14 protein-coding genes are annotated in these 14,108 nt (G+C 71.7%); 9 read left to right on the top strand and 5 right to left on the bottom strand.

Going from position 1 to position 14,108, the window contains the following annotated elements; genetic code table 11:
• Positions 1 to 59: 59 nt before the first annotated feature.
• From ACIQM3_RS18035 to ACIQM3_RS18020, 4 genes are all read right to left on the bottom strand, one after another.
• A complete protein-coding gene (locus ACIQM3_RS18035) occupies positions 60 to 404 on the bottom strand; it encodes a 2Fe-2S iron-sulfur cluster-binding protein (RefSeq protein WP_401624964.1) in 345 nt (114 codons plus the stop codon).
• A complete protein-coding gene (locus tag ACIQM3_RS18030) occupies positions 401 to 1,735 on the bottom strand; it encodes an SRPBCC family protein (RefSeq protein ID WP_401517932.1) in 1,335 nt (444 codons plus the stop codon). Before ACIQM3_RS18030 ends, ACIQM3_RS18035 begins: the two co-directional genes overlap by 4 nt.
• 112 nt (positions 1,736 to 1,847) lie before the next feature.
• On the bottom strand, positions 1,848 to 2,477 hold the full coding sequence (locus ACIQM3_RS18025) for a TetR/AcrR family transcriptional regulator (RefSeq protein WP_401624961.1): 630 nt from the start codon (positions 2,475 to 2,477) through the stop codon (positions 1,848 to 1,850).
• Entirely contained in the window at positions 2,474 to 2,956 is a 483-nt protein-coding gene (locus tag ACIQM3_RS18020; RefSeq protein ID WP_401624958.1) for a MarR family winged helix-turn-helix transcriptional regulator, read from the bottom strand. The genes ACIQM3_RS18025 and ACIQM3_RS18020 overlap by 4 nt, the downstream gene beginning before the upstream one ends.
• A gap of 115 nt (positions 2,957 to 3,071) precedes the next feature.
• Between ACIQM3_RS18020 and ACIQM3_RS18015 the strand changes: the two genes are divergently transcribed.
• From ACIQM3_RS18015 to ACIQM3_RS17975, 9 genes are all read left to right on the top strand, one after another.
• On the top strand, positions 3,072 to 4,430 hold the full coding sequence (locus tag ACIQM3_RS18015) for a carboxypeptidase regulatory-like domain-containing protein (RefSeq protein WP_401624955.1): 1,359 nt from the start codon (positions 3,072 to 3,074) through the stop codon (positions 4,428 to 4,430).
• Between the two features lie 85 nt (positions 4,431 to 4,515).
• Positions 4,516 to 5,556, top strand: a complete 1,041-nt coding sequence (locus ACIQM3_RS18010; RefSeq protein WP_401624952.1) for an enoyl-CoA hydratase/isomerase family protein — start codon at positions 4,516 to 4,518, stop codon at positions 5,554 to 5,556.
• A 34-nt stretch (positions 5,557 to 5,590) separates the two neighbouring features.
• A complete protein-coding gene (locus ACIQM3_RS18005; RefSeq protein WP_401624949.1) occupies positions 5,591 to 6,814 on the top strand; it encodes a CoA transferase in 1,224 nt (407 codons plus the stop codon).
• On the top strand, positions 6,811 to 8,193 hold the full coding sequence (locus ACIQM3_RS18000; protein WP_401624947.1) for an amidohydrolase family protein: 1,383 nt from the start codon (positions 6,811 to 6,813) through the stop codon (positions 8,191 to 8,193). Before ACIQM3_RS18005 ends, ACIQM3_RS18000 begins: the two co-directional genes overlap by 4 nt.
• A 72-nt stretch (positions 8,194 to 8,265) precedes the next feature.
• Positions 8,266 to 8,994: a TetR/AcrR family transcriptional regulator gene (locus ACIQM3_RS17995; RefSeq protein WP_401624944.1), complete on the top strand. Its 729-nt coding sequence runs from the start codon at positions 8,266 to 8,268 to the stop codon at positions 8,992 to 8,994.
• Positions 8,995 to 9,200: 206 nt separating this feature from the next.
• On the top strand, positions 9,201 to 9,395 hold the full coding sequence (locus ACIQM3_RS17990; protein WP_401517952.1) for a ferredoxin: 195 nt from the start codon (positions 9,201 to 9,203) through the stop codon (positions 9,393 to 9,395).
• Entirely contained in the window at positions 9,392 to 10,627 is a 1,236-nt protein-coding gene (locus ACIQM3_RS17985) for an NAD(P)/FAD-dependent oxidoreductase (protein WP_401624941.1), read from the top strand. The genes ACIQM3_RS17990 and ACIQM3_RS17985 overlap by 4 nt, the downstream gene beginning before the upstream one ends.
• Entirely contained in the window at positions 10,627 to 11,919 is a 1,293-nt protein-coding gene (locus ACIQM3_RS17980; protein WP_401624938.1) for an NAD(P)-binding domain-containing protein, read from the top strand. Before ACIQM3_RS17985 ends, ACIQM3_RS17980 begins: the two co-directional genes overlap by 1 nt.
• 82 nt (positions 11,920 to 12,001) lie before the next feature.
• Positions 12,002 to 13,228: a cytochrome P450 gene (locus ACIQM3_RS17975; protein ID WP_401624935.1), complete on the top strand. Its 1,227-nt coding sequence runs from the start codon at positions 12,002 to 12,004 to the stop codon at positions 13,226 to 13,228.
• A gap of 125 nt (positions 13,229 to 13,353) precedes the next feature.
• On the opposite strand, the gene ACIQM3_RS17970 is transcribed toward ACIQM3_RS17975, so the two are convergent.
• Complete coding sequence (locus ACIQM3_RS17970) at positions 13,354 to 14,043, bottom strand: TetR/AcrR family transcriptional regulator (protein ID WP_401624932.1); 690 nt, start codon at positions 14,041 to 14,043, stop codon at positions 13,354 to 13,356.
• Positions 14,044 to 14,108: the final 65 nt, after the last annotated feature.

Here is a 14,108-nt window from a genome sequence, read left to right as displayed (position 1 = left end):
TTCGGCGTGTCAACGCCGATGTGTTGATGCCGGAGTGCGGCTTCTTGTGGTCCCGGCCGTCACAGCGAGGCGGCAGGATCGTCGTCCGTGGGCTTCGCGCCCTTCTTCTCGACGGTGACCGCTCCGGTCACGGTGAGCCGGCACGCCAGCCGGGTGTCACGGACGGACCCTCGGCGGCGCTGGGCCAACTGCCGCAGCACGCCCTGCTCTTCGGGGCCCACCGGGTCCGCGGCGGGGTGCCCGTCCAGCACCTCGAGGGCGCAGGCGGTACAGCGGGCCTGCCCGTAGCAGATGGTGGGCCAGGTGAGCCCCTGCCGGAGAGCCGCCTCGAACACGGACTCCCCGGACCGCACGTCCAGTTCGACGCCGGCGGGCTCGACGCGCACCCGGGCCGTCGCGCTCACGGCCGCGTCAGGTAGGTGTCGATGGCCCGGTGGTTGTTCACGATCATCGCCTCGTACTGCTCGGAGAGGATCAGGTCGTCCAGCCCCTGGGTGCGGATGCCCTTCTGCTGGGCGATGACGTTGCGGTAGTCCTCCTTGAAGATCTGCGGCCACTCCTCGACCGGGACGGGGCCCTCCAGTTCGGGGCGTTCCGGCTCGCCGGCGTCGGCGGTCGGGATCTGCACGGCCCACACCTCGAAGAGGCAGCTCTCGGGGTCGTCGCCGTTGGGGCGTACCCGGTAGATGATCGAGTTGCCGTAGGCGGGGAGGAAGGTGAGGTTGGGGAAGATGTGGCCGTACCCGGTGGTGGCGGTCGGCGGCGGGGGCAGGGCGATGCCGGCGCCCTCGGCGTACGCGTACAGCGCCTCGAAGAACTTGGCGGGGAACTCCTCGGCGGGGATGTCGCGTTCCATGAGGCCCTGCTGGATGAAGGCCTCGCGGTCCGTCGTGTACGCGTCGGTGCCGAAGTAGAGCGCGTTGTTGAACTGGATGAAGTAGTCCGCCATGGACATGCCCTTGACGGGCGAGGCGCCGCCCTCGGCGGGTGTCGAGTGGGCGTGCCCGGCCTCGAAACACTCGAAGGGGCCGCCGATCGCGTCCACGTCGTAGTCCTCGTCGGCGGCGCCCATGCTGAGCGAGGGGTGCGCCTGCATGACGTGGTAGGCCTCCAGGAACGCCTCCTGCGCCATCTTCCAGTTCGCCGGCAGCACGATGTGGCGCCACCACCGGACCTGCATACGGTCGAAGGCGATGGGGTCGAGTGCTTCGGCGATGTCCTTGAGGAACTCGCTGAGCGGCGGGGCGTCGGAGTCCGGGTTGACGAACACCATGCCGCCCCACGTGCCGACCTGGCACTCCCGCAGTCGCAGGAGCTCCGGGTCGAGACAGGCGGGGGTGAAACCCCGCTCGGCGTAGACGTAGGAGTTGGAACCGTCGAGGTTCCACCGCCAGCCGTGGTACGGACAGACGATCTGCCGCCCGTGGAACGTACCGGTGCCGTTGCCCAGGGCGGTGGCACGGTGGCGGCAGGCGTTGAAGTACGCCTTGATCGAGTCGTCCGACTCCCGGACGACGAGGATGGACTGGTCGTTGATGGTGTACTCGGTGAAGTCGCCGGGCCTGGGGATCTCTTCCAGGCGACAGGCCATCTGCCAGACGCGGGACCACAGGTGGTCCTTCTCCAGCTGGGCGAATTCGCGGGAGTAGTACCGCTGGGCCGGCACTCGCGCGGGGTGCTCGATGGCGTGCGGGATCGTGGCCGTCGACCGGTTCGGATCAGGGGTGAGTGACACGTCGTCGCCTCCTTTGGCGCAACGTAAGTAAATAGCTGTTCACTTATTTACGAGCACGAAACCCAGGGGGTCAAGAGGTGTACACGAACTGAATTACGTCGGGCGGCGCCGGTCAGGCGCGCCGCGGCCCCAGGGATCCGCTGACGAGCAGCGCCTCGAACTGCCGGATCGCGGCCGCGTGCCGATCCCGGGACACGGTCGCCGCCAGGTGGGTCAGCCCCCAGGTGAGGGAGGTGAGCATGTCGCTCAGCGCCTGCCTGTCGACGTCCTCGGCCAGCTCACCATGGCGCACGGCGTCGTCGATGAGGCGGGTGTACAGCTTCTCCTCGGCGTCCTGCCGGGCGACGAGCGCCTCACCGAATTCCGGATGACGGCCCGCCTCCATCTGGACGGCTTCGTTGAGCCGGGTCGCCGCCGGGTACTCCCGCATGCACGCCAGAGACTCCTCCAGCAGGGCCACGAAGCGCTGCTGGAGGGTGCCCGGGATCTGGGTGGCCAGGTCGAGACGGCTCAAAATGCTGTTCATCGTCTCGTCCAGCGTCGCCGCCACGAGCTCCTTCTTGGAGGGGAAGTAGCGGTAGATCGCCGCGCCCGTGATGCCCGCCCGGCCGGCGATGTCCTTCATGGTGGCGTTGGCGTAGCCGACCTCGGCCACGTACTCGGCCGCGACGAACATGATGCGCCGTCGCGTCTGCTCCCCGTCCACGCCCGCCGGGCGCCCCCGCTTGCCCCCCTGGGTCATGCCGCCCCGCCTTCCCGCTCCTGGTTCGCCGGCCTGGTGTCGTCCGACAGCAGCCGCAGCACCCGCGCCGTCGCGGTGACGTCCTTCACGTCCACGTCCGCGAGCAGCCGCCGCAGCCGCTCGACCAGCTCTTCCTCCAACTGGTCGACCAGCCCTTCACCCCGGGGGGTGAGCCGGACCCGCTGGACCCGCTGGTCGTCGGCGTCCCGGGTCCGCTCGACGATCCCCTGCGCCTGGAGCTGGGTCACCTGGCGGGTGACGTGCGGCGCGTGCACGAGCAGGTGGTCGGCGAGGACACCGATGCTCATGGGTTCGTCCGCCCGGCGCAGCACGCGCATGAGCGAGACCCCCGCCCGCTCCACCTTCACGTCCAGCGTCGCCACGAAGGTCGCGTGCACCTGCGAACGCGTCATGGCGTAGGCGAACGTCATCATCGCCTGCTGGAGCTCATGGAGCGCGGAATCTTCCTGGTCGGACACTCCCCCATCCTCCCTCACCGACCCCCGTGCCAGGTACCGACCCTTGGCGAGATATCCTTACCTAACTTAAGTAATGTCTACGCCCTGGTTACCGCCGGGTGTGAAAGGAGCGCTCGTGTCCGAGCAACCCGACAGCAATCCGGGTCTCCTGCGTACCCTGACCGGCGGACTCTGGTTCCCGGTCTTCTTCTTCTTCGGGTTCCTGCTCTGCTACCTGCTTCCGTTCCACAACCCCACGCCGCACGACGTCAAGATCGCGGTCTCCACACCGGCGGCCGCCGCACAGGTGCGTACCGCCCTGTCCGCCGAGGCCCCCGGTGCCTTCGAGATCCTGACGGCGACGGACGCGGACGACGCCGAGCAGAAGGTGCTCGACAGGGACGCGGTCGCCTCCTACGCGGCCGGTGCCGACGGCAAGGCCACGCTGTACGTCGCGAAGGCGAACGGCACCATGCTGGAGTCGGCCGTCCAGCAGACCTTCGAGAAGGTGGCCGGAGCGTCGGGCGCCGAACTCACGACGACCGAGGTCGCACCGGTCGCGTCCGGGGACTCCACGGGAACGTCGTTGTTCTACCTCACGATGACGTGGACCATCGTGCCGTACGTGTCCGTCATGATGATGCTCCGCGTGGTGACCCTCGGCCGCCGGGCGAAGCTGCTGACGTTCGCCGGCGTGGGCGCGTTCATCACAGCCGTGGCCTACCTGGTCGGCCTCGCGGTGGATGTCATCCCCAACGAACCGCTCGCCCTGCTCTACGCCTTCGCGGTCACCCAACTGGTCGCCTGGGTCACGTACGGGCTGGTGCCTTACGTGAAGCAGTTCATCCCGGGTGTGGCCATGGGCCTGTTCGTCCTGCTCAACATCCCGTCGAGCGGTGGGGCCATGCCCTACCAGATGGTGCCCGGGTTCTTCCGCGTGCTGCACCCCGTGATGCCGCTCGGCAACCTGGTCGACGCCCTGCACGGAGTCTTCTACTTCGACAACAAGGGCCTGCTCCGCCCCACTCTGGTGCTCGCCGCCTGGCTGGTGGCAGGAGCCGCGCTGGTCGCCGCGGGCGTGCTGCGCGAGCGGCGGATGAAGAGCCGCGCGGCGGCCGCCGAAGGAGACGACACCGTGGTGGAGGCGGTCGTGGAGGACCCCTCCATAGAGGCGCCCATGCCGCACGCGATCCGTCCCGGTCACCGTTCGGCTCTCGGGGAGGCCCCCATGGTGTACGGAACGGTGACGGAGGAGTCCGGCGCGACCGTCGCGGGCGCGCGGGTCACCGTGATCGACGCCCAAGGCCGTCAGCTGGCTCATGCCCGCACCGACGAGAACGGTGCGTACGGGCTCACCGGCATGCCGGAGCAGTTCCTGGTCATGGTTCTCTCGGCCCCGGGACGCCTGCCCGCCACGACGAACGTCCTGCCCCGGGAAGGGCGGCAGCAGCGGAAGGACTTCATCATGCCCGGTCGGAGCGCTGTGGCCGGCTGAGGGCGGCCTCTCCAGGTCCGCGGTCCAGGTCAGCGGCGCAAGACCCTGGACCGCGGCGGGCCCGTGGTGAACTAATGGCCGCACCATGCAGCTGAACGGACAAGACTTCGACGGCGTCTCGGCCCCATTGGTCCTGGACGAGGGCGGGTATCCCCAGAACCCTCTGGCCCTGGTCGATCTGGGCGACCCCGACGTCCTCGACCGGCTGCCCGGCGCCCCGCGCGACGGCGGCCGGATCATGGTGGGGGTGGTCCGGGGGCCGTTGCCGGCCACGGCCGTCCCCCTGCTCGCCCTGCTCGACTGCACGCTGGTGGAGGGCCCGCCGCCAGGGGACGCCGATCCCCGGACGTACGTCGCCGTCGCCGACGCCCGCACGTCGGCCGAGCGGCTGGCGCGGTCCGTACGGGGCGCCCCGCTCGCCGCTCTGACCCTGGCCGGGCTGCTGCGGGCAACGGAACAGCTGGCCGTCTCCGAGGGTCTGGGCGCGGAGTCCGCCGCGTATTCGACGCTGCTCGCCGGCCCCGAGTTCGCCGTCTGGCGGGCCGGGCGGCCCCGACGGCCCGGTTCTTCCTCCGCCGATCCCGTCCTCGTCCACCGCGACGGCGGGCTGCTGCGCATCGAACTCAACCGGCCCGGACGGCGCAACGCGTTCAGTGCCGCACTGCGCGACGGCCTGGTGGAAGCGCTGGAGATCGCCCGGCTGGACGACACGGTCACCGGTGTGGAGCTCAGTGGGCGCGGCCCTGCCTTCTGCAGCGGTGGCGACCTCGACGAGTTCGGAACCACGCCCGACCCGGCGACCGCGCACGTCCTGCGCCTGCGGCAGAGCGCGGGCGCAGCCGTCGACCGCTGCCGCGAACGGGTCCATGCGCGTCTGCACGGGGCCTGTGTCGGAGCCGGGATCGAAGTGCCCGCTTTCGCAGGACGGATCACCGCCCACCCGGACACGTTCTTCCAACTGCCCGAGCTGTCCATGGGTTTGATACCTGGTGCAGGCGGCACCGTGAGCATCACCCACCGGATCGGCCGCTGGCGTACGGCGTTCATGGCACTGACCGGCGAACGCCTCGACGCCAAAATGGCCCAGGACTGGGGACTGGTGGACCACCTTGCCGTCCACGGCTGAGAGCCCGCTCGCCGGCTGGGCGGCTTGTGGCGGGATGGCACTGACCGGCCGGGCCGACGGGCCACCCCTCGCCTCGCCGGGCGATCCGGCCGGTGCCGTACGCCGGGCGCTCGCCGCGTTCGCGGGGGACACCGGGGCGGACCCCGCGCGACTGCCGGGGCACCGGCTGCTCGGTGAGCGTGCGGCCTCGGCCGGGTTCGCCCGGCGCGCGCCCCGGTCCGTCGGCGGGGCCTTCCGCATCCTGTCCTGTGCGGACGGCCCGATGGGCATCTCCCTCGCCCGCCCGACGGACCTCGAACTCGTCCCCGCGCTGATCGAGGACGGCGACGGCGGTGACCCGTGGGCAGCGTTGGCCGACTGGGCCGCCGGCCAGGTCGCGGCGGACGCCGTGGGGCGGGCCCAGCTCCTCGGGATCCCCGCCTGCTCGGTCCCTGCCACCCCCGGCGAGGCCGGGGACGAGCAGGCCGTTCACCGCGCCCGCCAGGCGATCGTGAAGGGCGCCCCTCGTCGCACGCCCGGACTGCCTCCCCTCGTGGTCGATCTCAGCGCACTGTGGGCCGGCCCCCTGTGCGCCCACCTTCTGGGCCTCACCGGCGCTCGGGTCGTCAAGGTGGAGAGCCCCGAGAGGCCCGACGGCGCACGCTCGGGTCCTCCGGCCTTCTACGACCTGCTGCACGCCGGCCACGCCTCGGTCTGCCTGGACCTCACCTCTACCCCGGGCCGGGACGCTCTGCGCCGCCTGGTGGAACGGGCCGATGTGGTGCTGGAGTCCTCCCGCCCACGCGCCCTGCGCCGCATGGGGGTGCTCGCGGAGGAGGCCGTCGACCGCGGCACGGTCTGGACCAGCATCACCGCGTACGGCCGTTCCGGCCCGTGGGCCGAGCGTGTGGGCTTCGGCGACGACGTCGCGGCAGCCGCCGGGCTGGTGGTCCAGGACCCGGCGACCGCCCAGCCGCTGCCCTGCGGGGACGCCCTGGCCGATCCCCTCACCGGCGTGGCCGCGGCGGCGGCCACCGCCGCGGCCCTGCGTGAGGGGCACGGCCGGCTCATCGACCTCGCCATGCGGGACGTCGCTGTCGCGGCGGCCACCGCGCCCGGACCCGAGCCCCATACCGTCGGCCGGTGCTCGGACGGCACCTGGCAGGTCGAGACCGAGCACACCCGCTTCCCCGTCCTGGCCCCGCACGCCCGCTCCCCGCACGGCCCGGCACGCGCCCTGGGCGCCGACAACGCCGCATTCACGGGAGACGGCGCGTGACCGTCACAGGGATGCTGCTCGCGCGCGTGGAGGTCGACGGGGCGCTGTGCGACGTACGCATCCGCGGAACGCATGTCACAGAGGTGGGCGTCCGGCTACGGTCCCAGGCGGGCGAGGAGGTCCATGACGCCCGGGGCGGCGCACTGTTGCCCGGACTGCACGACCACCACATCCACCTGCTCGCGCTGGCCGCCCGCGCCGGCTCGGTGGACTGCGGCCCGCCCTCCATCACTTCCCTGGACTCGCTGGCCGCCGCCCTGCGCTCGGCCGGCCGGGACCTCCCTCCGGGCGGCTGGCTGCGCGGCACGGGCTACGCCGAGTCGGTGGCCGGCCTCCCTGACCGGCACCTGCTGGACCGGCTCGTCCCGGACCGCCCGGTCAGGATCCAGCACCGCGGCGGAGCCCTGTGGATCCTCAACTCCCGGGCGCTGCACGCGGTCGCGCCCGCACTGGACGACTCCTCCGACGTGGAGCGTGACGCCGCCGGGGCGCCCACCGGACGCCTGTGGCGGTACGACGCCAGGCTGCGCCCCGCCCTGCCGACGGCGCCGCCCGACCTCGGGCCGGTGGGCGCCCGGCTCGCCTCCTACGGCATCACCGGGGTCACCGACGCGACGCCCGATCTCGACACGGGCGCGTTGAAGCTGCTGCACGACGCGAGCGCTTCCGGCGCAATCCCCCAGTCCCTCCACCTCATGGGGGCCGACGGCGGTGATGCCCCGCACAAGATTCATCTGCGGGACCACGACCTGCCCGCCCTGGAGGCGCTCACGGTGCGCATCGCGGCCGCCCACGCGGCCGGCCGGCCGGTGGCGGTGCACTGCGTGACCCGCGAGTCCTTGATCCTGACGCTGGTGGCGCTCCAGGAGGCCGGCCCGCACCCCGGGGACCGCGTCGAGCACGCTGCTGTGGTCCCGCCCGAGGTGTATCCGCTCCTGGCCGAATACGGGGTGCGTGTCGTCACCCAGCCCACACTCCTCACCACCAGGGGCGACGACTACCTCCGCGACGTCGAACCCGCGGACCGCGCCCATCTCTATCCGTACGCCTCGCTGCTGGCGCACGGCATTCCGGTGGCCGCTTCGAGCGACGCCCCGTACGGCGACCCGGACCCGTGGGCCTCCATCGCAGCCGCGAGCACCCGCAGCACACCATCGGGCCGCGTCGTCTCGCCCGCCGAACGGGTCCCCGCACGCGTCGCCCTGGAGGGGTTCCTGTCACCCCCGGACGAGCCCGGAGGCCGGGTGCGGCGCGTCACACCGGGCCTACGGGCCGACCTGTGCCTGCTGTCCGTACCTCTCGCGGAGGCGCTGGCCGGACCGACGGCCGGACACGTCGCCCTGGTCCTGCGGAACGGGCGGGTCATCCACCCTCGCTGACTCGGTCCGTCCGCGGTTCAGGGGCCTGGACGTGGCCGGATTATTCTGTCCGGAACACGGCGAAAGGACGACATGAACAAGGACGCGGGCGACACCGTGCGACGGGAGCGGAGCCCGCGCGGGCAGGGTGAGCAGCTGCGCCGGGAGATCCTGGACGCGGTCGCCCGGCTGCTGGACGAATGGGGCGGGGCCGAGAAGCTGACCATGCGCGCGGTGGCCCGCGAAGCAGGCGTTGCCGCACCCAGCATCTACCTGCACTTTTCGGACAAGGCCGACCTGGTATGGGCCGCTCTGGAGGACAAGTACACCGATCTCGCCGCTCGGATGCGGGCCGCGGACGCCCGTGCCGCCGACGCGGGTCGCCCCGCGAAGGAGCGGCTGGCGGAGCAGGCGTACGCGTACTGCCGGTTCGCGCGGGAGCTCCCGGGCCACTACCGCCTGATGTACGAGACGCGCCAGCCGCAGGTGAATGCGGCTCGGCTGCACCGACACCCCTCCCGCCACATCAGCCAGTCACTGCGGGAGGGCTTCGCGCAGTGCCGGGCGGCAGGCCACGCCGTGCATCTCCCGGACGAACAGGCGGCCCAGACGCTGTGGGCCGGGCTGCACGGCTCCGTCGCCCTGCACCACGCCCTCAAGGTCGAGGAGGGCGACGGGTCCCTGACCGAGGAGCTGGCGTCCGGGCTCGTCGACTCGCTGGTGCCGACGGCGGCATCGGATGTCGCGCAGCCGCCCGCGGCCGACACGGAAGCCGCACGGAAGATCCGCTCCCTCCTCACGGGCGACACTTCCTCCACGTAACCTCCCCTTTCCCTAACTCACCGCCTGACCAGGCGTGTTGCGCCTGAGTCAGTGAACGGCAAAATCCCGGCCCCCGGATTGCATCGCCGATCCGGGGGGTCTAGCGTGCGTAACTGAACTTAGTTAGGTGACAGGGCCACGCATGTTTCCCTGTCCACCCGACTGTGCGCTACCCGGCCCCCCACGGGGCGTGACGGAGGTATTCCGTGAACATTTCAATCGACTACGACAAGTGCTGCGGCGCCGGACAGTGCGTCCTGGCCGCGCCCGACGTCTTCGACCAGCGCGACGACGACGGCGTCGTGATCCTGCTCGACACCGACCCGCCCGCCGAACAGCTCGCGGCGGTACGCGAGGCCGCGGCCGTCTGCCCGGCGGCCGCCATAGAGGTGGAGGCATGACCGATCCCACCGGTCCCGTCGTGGTGGTCGGCGCCTCGGCCGCCGGACTGAGCGTGGCCGAGGGCCTGCGCCGAGGCGGCTACACGGGCCCGCTCACTCTCGTCGGTGACGAGATCCACGCTCCCTACGACCGCCCTCCGCTCTCCAAGCAACTGCTCGCCGGGGACTGGGAGACCGACCGCCTGGCGCTGCGGGCACCCGAGGTCCTCGCCGAGCTCGGCCTCGACCTGCGGCTGGGCAGCGCGGCGGTGGCTCTGGACACCCGGCGCCGCGAAGTCGCGCTGGCGGACGGCTCCCGGATCGGCTACCGCCACCTGGTGGTGGCCACCGGAGCCCATGCTCGTCGTCTCCCCGGAGCCGACCAGCTCACCGGCGTGCACACCCTCCGCACCCTGGAGGACGCCCTCGCCCTGCGCACCGCGCTGCGGCCGGGCACCCGCCTGGTGATCGTCGGCTCCGGTTTCGTCGGGGCCGAAGCGGCTTCGGTCGCCCGCGAGCTGGACTGCGAGGTGACCATGGTCACCGATGTCGCAGTGCCCTTGGCCGACAGTCTCGGCGCGGAGCTCGGCTCGATGCTGGCCGACGTGCACCGAGAACACGGGATACGCATCGAGCCCGGCGTTCTGGTGCGGGACGTCCTGCACGACGAAACGGGACGCGCGACCGGTGTCCGGCTCGCCGACGACCGCACCGTACCGGCCGACGTCGTCCTGGTCGGCATCGGCGCCCGGCCCGCCATCGACTGGCTGCGGGGCAGCGGCGTGCCGCTCGGCAACGGTGTGCTCTGCGACGCGACCCTGCACGCCGGCAACGGTGTGTGGGCAGCCGGGGACGTGGCCTGCTGGCCGCATCCGGTGACCGGTGAGCTCACCCGGATCGAGCACCGGACCAACGCGTCCGAAGCAGGACTCGCCGTCGCCAGGAACATTCTCGCCGGCCCGGATGGTGCGACGTCTTTCGCTCCCGTCCCCTACGTCTGGTCCGACCAGTACGACCTCAAGATCCAGATCTACGGTTCGACGCGTGGCGCCGACAGCGTCCGGATCGTGGAGGGCTCGACGGCCGAGCGCAAGCTGGTCGCCGTGTACGGCAAGGGCGGCAGGGTCTGCGGCGTCGCGGGCGTCAACATGGTCCGCGCGGTGCGGAGTTGGCGGGCCGCCGTGGTGGCGGGCGAACCGTTCGACACGGCAGGCACCACGCCGGCCGTGACCACCGGCACAGGGAGCGTGTGATGACACCGAAGACGACTCCACGGGCCGGAGTGGTGGGTCTCGGGATGATCGGCGGCGGGGTCGCCGTCAGCCTGGCCCGCAGCGGTCAGGCGCCGGCCGTGTTCGATGTCCGTCCCGACGCGTCGGACCAACTGCCGGGCGTGCCGGGCGTCCTGGCGTCACCCGCCGAGGTCGCCGCGTCCAGCGACGTGGTGATGGTCGCCGTGGTGAACGCGGCCCAGGCGCGCCAGGCCATCACCGGCGAGGACGGAATACTCTCGGCCGCCCGCCCGGGTTCCACCGTGGTACTGCTCTCCACCGTGGCCCTGCCGGTCGTACGGGAACTGGCGGCGGCCTGCACCGAGCGCGAGGTGGGCTTCCTCGACTGCGGGGTCACCCCGGGCGACAAGGCTGCCGAGCACGGCATGGTGGCCATCGTCGGCGGGGACGCCGCGGTGGTGGAGTCCGCCCGCCCGGTCCTGGCCGGCTGGGCCAAGCGGATCGTCCACTGCGGACCTTCCGGAGCCGGCATGGCCACCAAGATCGCCCGTAACGTCGTGACCTACGGCACCTGGCGCACCGTTCACGAGGCGGCGGCGCTCGCTTCGGCGGCGGGGGTGGATCCCGGACGCCTGGCCGAGGTGATCGAGGCCGCCGATCCCGACGGGCGCACCCTGCTCCAACTGCTCGGGATGCGCGGCGAGGACGGAAACCTGCCCGATGCCGTCGCCCGGCAGATCTCGCCGCTGATGACCAAGGATCTGGACGCGGCGCTGGCTCTCGCGGAGGATCTCGGCGTGTCCGTGCCGGGCGTCGGGGTCAGCCGGGAACGCGCGGCGGAAACCCTCGGGCAGCAGCCGGCCGAGGAGCCCGGCTCCGCCCAGGCGGTTGCGTCGGAACCGTCCGCCGAGGCGGACAAGGGCCCGGACGCCGTATATCGGCGCGGGCTCGAGCTGATGGACCAGGTCTACGGGCCGGGTTTCAGCGACGCCATGCCGAAGAGTCCTGTCGGCGACCCCTTCATGGACGCCACCGTCAACTATCTGTTCGGTGAGGTGTGGTCGCGTCCCGCCCTGTCCGTGCGTGACCGCCGCCTGCTGGTCCTCGGTGCGACCGCAGCCCTGGGGCGCAGTGATCTCATCCGTATCCAGACCGAGGGTGCGCTGATCAACGGCGAGCTGGACGCCGGCCAACTGCGCGAAGCCGCGCTTCATCTGGCGCTGTACGTCGGCTGGGGCAACGCGACGGCCGTCCGGAGCGGCTTCGAGGAAGCCATCGCCGCGCAGAAGGACGCCACCCCACCCCAGAACTGACCCGGACCCCGGTCCGGGCGGCCCCCCATCCCCCACCCGCGCGGCTCCGCGTCCCGGACGCCGCTGCTTTACGGAGATCTCCATGACTTCCCCGGCCCACACGGGCGATGCCCTGCCGTCCATGCCCGTCGCGCGTACCGCGCTGCTCGACCCCCCGGCCGAGTACACCGCCCTGCGCGAAGACCAGCCGATCCTCAAGGTCCGTTTCCCGAACGGGACTTCAGGGTGGCTGGTGACCCGCTTCGAGGAGGGCAGCGAGGTCTTCGGCCACCCGAAGCTGTCCGCCCGCCGCCCCCGCCACGACACCCCGGAGGGAGAGGCGTCCGAGGCGGGCGAGGACGCCCCGTTCAATCCCACGTTCGTGATGATGGACGAGCCCGACCACAGCCAGTACCGGCGGCTGCTGTCCGGGCGGTTCACACCCAAGTCCGTGGCACAGAAGCTCCAGCCGTACATCGACCGCATCGTGGACGAGCACCTGGACGCGATCGAGGCCGGCCCGGCCACCTTCGACCTCATCCAAGCTCTCGCCCTTCCGATCCCCTGCCTGGTCATCTGCGAACTGCTCGGCGTGCCGTACGCGGACCGCGACGGCTTCCACGAAGCCACCGAGCAGCTCATGGACATGAGCAGGCCGCGCGCCGAGCGGGACGCGGGCGCGCACTGGCTCATCGACTACATCACCAAGCTGGTCGCCGAGAAGCGCCGGACGAAGGTCCAGGACGGCATCCTGTCCGAGTTGATCGGACACGCCGACGCAGAGGACGGGTTCCTGACCGACGACGAGGTCATCGGGATGGGGGTCCTGCTGCTCTTCGCCGGTCATGACACCACGGCGAGCATGCTGGGCCTCTCGTCGCTGACCCTCCTCACCCACCCCGAGCAGCGCGCCGACCTGGTCGAGCACCCGGAGAAGGCGGGCCCGGCGGTCGAGGAGCTGCTGCGCTATCTCACCATCGTGCAGTTCGGCCTCGGCCGGGTGGCTCTGGAGGACGTGGAGATCGGCGGCCGGACCATCCGCGCCGGAGAACTCGTGGTGGTGGCGATGCCGGCCGCCAACCGTGACCCGCGGATCTTCACCGACCCCGACATCCCGGACTTCGACCGCAAGATCACCCGCCACCTGGCCTTCGGCTACGGCGTCCACCAGTGCCTCGGCCAGAACGTCGCCCGCGCCGAACTGAAGACGGTGCTGCCCCGCCTGTTCACCCGCTTCCCCGACCTGCGCCTCGCGGTCCCGGTCGACGAGGTACCGATGGACGTCCTCGGAACCAACTACGCGGTGAAGAAGCTCATGGTCACCCGCTGACCCACCGGTCGGCCGCTACCGAAAGCGCCCGAGGTCGCACAGTCGTGCGCACCCCGGGCGCTTTCGCCGTTCCCTGACGTGGGCCCACCGCCCGCCCCGCGGAACGCGAGAGACCGTCCCGCCGTTCACGGCAGGCTCCCGCTCTCCCCGTACAGCCCGGCCCCGACGAGTTCGACTGCCTCGCGGATGACCTGCGCGAGCGTCGCCCCCTGCGCCGAGGGCTCCTCCCACGCCCAGTGCTCGACGGCGGCGACCATGGCTCCGCCCAGTGCGGACGCTCGCACCCCGGCCACGAGACTGTCGGCGGCCACGCCGTCGCGCTCGGCTACGACATGGGACAGCGCATGGGAGAACCCGTCGGCGACTCCCAGCCAGACCGACCGCAGAGCCGGTTCGGTCCGGGTCATCCGCACCACGGTGCGCACATGCCTCAGGCCACTCCCCGCGGACGCGCCGACCTCGTCGAGGGCCTCGGCGAGCGGCCGGTCGGCGGGCCAGTTCCGCAGGTGGGCGAGGAGCCGGTCGAAACTGTGGGTGAGCAAGGGGCGGACGAACGACTCCTTGGTCGGGAAGTAACGCCAGAGGGTGCGGGTCGAGATCCCCAGCGAGTGGGCCACCTCCCCCGCGGACGTGGCCTGGATCCCCTTGTCCTGGAACAGCCGGACCGTGGCCAGCGCGATCTCCAGTCGCACCGCTTCCCTGCGGCTCTCCGAGAGCGCCGGCCGGCCGGCCCGTGGCCGCGGGGGCGGGGGCGGGGGCGGGGGCGGGGGCGGGGCGACGGAATCACCGGGAACGTCACCCGGGCAGTTCTCCATGATCGGCTCCTTCGGGCTCCTCGACGCCCGTCGCGGCTCTACGACGACGGGAGGACCGGAGTTCA

It is taken from the genome of Streptomyces sp. NPDC091271 (genome assembly GCF_044757505.1).
Lineage (GTDB): Bacteria > Actinomycetota > Actinomycetes > Streptomycetales > Streptomycetaceae > Streptomyces.
This window is presented reverse-complemented; position numbering and strand designations above follow the sequence as displayed.

Bases quoted from the DNA above. Each gene is read 5' to 3' on its own strand.
- ACIQM3_RS17995 (WP_401624944.1), top strand. From the start codon at position 8,266: ATGAACAAGGACGCGGGCGACACCGTGCGACGGGAGCGGAGCCCGCGC.
- ACIQM3_RS17985 (WP_401624941.1), top strand. From the start codon at position 9,392: ATGACCGATCCCACCGGTCCCGTCGTGGTGGTCGGCGCCTCGGCCGCC.
- ACIQM3_RS17970 (WP_401624932.1), bottom strand. From the start codon at position 14,043: ATGGAGAACTGCCCGGGTGACGTTCCCGGTGATTCCGTCGCCCCGCCC.
- ACIQM3_RS17980 (WP_401624938.1), top strand. From the start codon at position 10,627: ATGACACCGAAGACGACTCCACGGGCCGGAGTGGTGGGTCTCGGGATG.
- ACIQM3_RS17975 (WP_401624935.1), top strand. From the start codon at position 12,002: ATGACTTCCCCGGCCCACACGGGCGATGCCCTGCCGTCCATGCCCGTC.
- ACIQM3_RS18005 (WP_401624949.1), top strand. From the start codon at position 5,591: ATGGCACTGACCGGCCGGGCCGACGGGCCACCCCTCGCCTCGCCGGGC.
- ACIQM3_RS18025 (WP_401624961.1), bottom strand. From the start codon at position 2,477: ATGACCCAGGGGGGCAAGCGGGGGCGCCCGGCGGGCGTGGACGGGGAG.
- ACIQM3_RS18010 (WP_401624952.1), top strand. From the start codon at position 4,516: ATGCAGCTGAACGGACAAGACTTCGACGGCGTCTCGGCCCCATTGGTC.